Raw genomic sequence first — 3,611 nt, forward strand, 5'->3', positions numbered from 1 at the left:
TCTTTTCCTTTTTTGTCGTCTTTTTCAGCTACTTTGGCATTCGCCTGAAATTCGTCGTGGAATTTGAATTTAGGTTCACCTACAAAGACACCATCCATTTTGAAATGTTCATGCATGGCTTTGACGTCTTTCACCATTTTGTCAAAGTCAAAGGTATATTTCGGGTCGACTTCCGGTGTGAAAGGGGTGTAAGGCGGTTTTGCGTCTTTCCAGGGGGAGCCTTCATAGTTCAAGTGACAGGCGTTACAGCTTTCTTCAAAATGAAAGTCTTGTCCTTTGTCGGCCAGCATCTTACGCGGGGCTGTCTTGCCCGATTTTTCAAATGCTTGCCCTGCCTTACGGTGATCGCCCCGGTATTGGCGTCCCGGTCCATGGCAGGATTCACAGCCGACTGCAGCCAGTTGTTTCTTCGGTGAGTCGAGGGTGTAGCCGCCTGGTTTGCCCCAGCCATCAACGTGACAGCCTACGCAGTCTTTGTCTTGGGTATAGTCTTTGTCAGGGTCCAGATTGGCTTTGATCTTGGCTTCTTTGCGTGTGCCCGGTTTGAGCGATTCCATCGCTTTGGCGTGTGCGGTGTCTTTCCAGGATTTGGCTTGCGCTTTGTGACAGGAGCTGCATTTGCTGCGCCCTTCAAACGGGGCTGAGGCTACTGCATTTCCTATCGTGAATGCAAACATTGCCACTACAGCAAGTGCATAGGCTGTGATGTTCTTCATGTTCTCTCCTCTTTTTTCTGTCTTTGGTGTTAAATTTGTTTTGTATAGCTGTAATTGTACGCGATCACCAGATTGTGTAAATGGGTTTAGCTTGGGTATTTGCGTCGCGCTTTCGTTCTATTTTTGCTTGGTTGCTTCTTTTACTTGGCTTTACGGGAGTTTGTAGACCCAGTAGCCGCCTTGTTGATAGACGAGTTGGGCTGCCTTGAAGTCGAGCGGAGGGGGTTTGCCCGTGAAAGGGAGCATGTGTGCTATGAGGGTGTCGGGGCTGTGTTCGTCCGTCAGAAAGAAGGCGCGTACGTCTTGGTCGGTGAGCGATTGCAGGGTGTAGGTGTTGTAGCCGTGTTCGTTCATTTCAACTTTCATGTGGTTGATCAGGCCGTGTATGTTGCCTGTCATGAGGTAGTTTTTGTAGGCAACGCCGAATCGGTCCGAGTGCATGAGGCCTAGTTTGTAGAGGTCGCTGACATGAATGACCAGGTAGGCTGCTTGTTCTGTGCCAATGAGTTCCCGCAGTTTGGCTACGCCCGCTTCGGGGGGAAGTATGAGGGCTTCCGTGAAACGCTGAAATTGGTTGCGTTCTTGTTCCGAGGGGGTGGTGTGCGGTATGCGGTCTTCGTAGGCTTGGATGGTTTGTGCGTGTTCTTGCCAGTGCGCAGGGATGATCAGGGGGGCGTTGAGGTGCCCGTTGAATAGGGTGGTTCGTTCCGATAGTAGCTGGATTTGCCGTGAGGTGTCCCACCAGGCGAGTATCAAGGCGTCTTGCGGGGTGTGTTTGTTGATCGCTGCAGCCAGTGCACTGAGTTCGGCGGGTTTGCGGTCAAGGGTGATGAGGGGTTCTCCGGTGTGGTTTTCCCAGTGGAGGAGGACCGGTGTGCCGCTTTCCCGTTGGCCAAAGTAGGCGTGTGCTATCGGTTTGTCCGTTTCCGTTGTGCGGACTTCATATTTGTTGATGGTGATTGCCGGCCAGGCTTCGAGTTCGAGTTCCGGAAATTCGCTCGCTTTGCCTTCTGCGATCAGTTGGTATTGGTAAGGGGGTTCACCCGGGGTTAGCCAGAGATAGGTAACCCAGGTGAGCAGTGCAATGCCGCCCGTTATCAGGAGCAGGCCTGCTAACGGGAGGAGGTTGCTTGTCCAACGTACCGTTGCGGTACGTTGGTTTCCACTTGAGGTAATCAAGCTTCGTTTTGCTTACGTTTGCGCCAGCCAATCAGGGCGAGGGTGCCTGCCAGTAGCATGCCGCCGCCTAGTCCACCGAGTGAGATTTTTTCACCGGTGCCATTGAGGTCGAACAGGCTGGTTTTCGCGCCTTCGAGTTTGTTGACTCGGGCTACCAGGGCTTGCATTTCCCGCATTTTGGTATGTTCGTCTTGTATTTCAACATACGCGCGGTTGATCGGGCCCCAGCCTTCCGTATAGGTCCAGCCACCTGGGTTGACGTGGGCTAGGCCTACGTGCATCTTGGCCAGGTCGTTTTCTGCCATTTCGAGTACTTTGAGTTCGATGGAGGCAGGGTTGTTGCCTTTCGACCAGAATAGTTGGAAGAATTGACCCAAGCCATCTTTTTCAGGGGGTGGGGGTGCAGGTCGGTTGGTTTTTTGACCGGTCAGCGCACCTTCTTGGTAGAGCTTCGATACGATGTCATGGGCTTCTTGGTATTTGGCCAGTCCCGATAGCGTGCCTTTGTCCATGAGTTCTAGGTATGAGCGCGCAAAACGTTCAGAGTGGCATTGTGTGCAGGTGACGACCCAGGAGTCTAGTCGAGCTTCCGACCATTCGCTGGTGATGTTTTCCGCAACACCAGGTACGAAGGGGTAGTTCGCCCAGCGTACTTTCCTTACCATGTTGTGGGTGTATTCTCCTTCATATTCCATGTGGCAGCCCGCACAGGTGGGGGCACTTTGTCCGCCTTTGGCATAGGCGTCTTTCAGCGGTACGTCCCAGTTCCATTTGTCGCCCATCATGGTAACGATTTTACCGTGCTTGGACATGGAGTAGGCTTCCCAGTTGTTGTGGTCCACACCGCTGTGACAGGTGGCACAGGCTTCCGGTTTGCGTGATTCCGCCGCTGAGAATTCATGGCGTGTGTGGCAGCCGTCACATTTGTTTTGGTTGTAGTGACACATGGAGCAGCCTTCCGCAATTTCCCGTTGCGGCATCGCAGCCCAGACGGTGGTTTCTACGTTGGCTTTCCAGTCCAGTGCGTGCGAGGGGCGTCCTTCCGGCCATTGCCCGTTCGGAAATATCATGGTGTCGCGTTCCGATTCGCGTTCAGCAAATTCACGCAGGTGACAGGTGCCGCATATTTCCGCTGTCGGCATGATGATGTCTTTGGTGTGATCCGCTTTTTTCTTGGCGTTCACTTCAACGTGACAGTCTATACAGCCCACTTCCTTCAGCTTTTCATCCGCGCCCAGTTTGCCCAAAGCCCTCAGATTGCCTTCCACTTCTTCCAGTTTGTCCTTCTTGTAATACATCGGGTCTTCTGGCTTCAGATTGCGGACTTTGTCCAAGTTAGCATGGGCGCTGCGTTTCCAGGCTTGAACCCATACCGGCGATTCGTCACTGTGGCATTCCACACATTCTTTCCGGCTCGCGATTTCCTTCATCGATGAGGGCGGTTTATAAAATGTGGCCGGATCCAAATACATGCTGTACGGTATCGGTTCCCAGTATTCCGCCATCGTCCCAGGCCCCGCTCCCTGTGCAGGATCCTTGTAGCGCTTCACCAATGCATCATACGTCTCCTTCAAGGTCGCCTTGTTACGATCCAAATTCAGCGCCTTGTATGTCTCGTCCGGTACCGTCGATATGTTCGCTTGCAATACGCCCGCAAACAGAACACCGCATACCGTCATCAGCCCCTTCAGCCAACTCCTGGCTTCCATTATTCTC

Annotated in this window: 3 protein-coding genes; all 3 read right to left on the reverse strand. The window is 52.9% G+C overall.

Going from position 1 to position 3,611, the window contains the following annotated elements; genetic code table 11:
- Window positions 1-716: cytochrome c-550 CycA (cycA, locus tag C8R30_RS15410; RefSeq protein WP_090672763.1), on the reverse strand; the 716-nt coding region annotated here is incomplete at its 3' end.
- Window positions 717-866: 150 nt separating this feature from the next.
- Entirely contained in the window at window positions 867-1,895 is a 1,029-nt protein-coding gene (gene haoB, locus C8R30_RS15415) for a hydroxylamine oxidation protein HaoB (protein ID WP_258192084.1), read from the reverse strand.
- Window positions 1,892-3,604, reverse strand: a complete 1,713-nt coding sequence (locus tag C8R30_RS15420) for a multiheme c-type cytochrome (protein WP_107784637.1) — start codon at window positions 3,602-3,604, stop codon at window positions 1,892-1,894. The genes haoB and C8R30_RS15420 overlap by 4 nt, the downstream gene beginning before the upstream one ends.
- Between the last annotated feature and the right edge of the window lie 7 nt (window positions 3,605-3,611).

This window comes from Nitrosomonas nitrosa, from assembly GCF_003051105.1.
GTDB lineage: Bacteria > Pseudomonadota > Gammaproteobacteria > Burkholderiales > Nitrosomonadaceae > Nitrosomonas > Nitrosomonas nitrosa.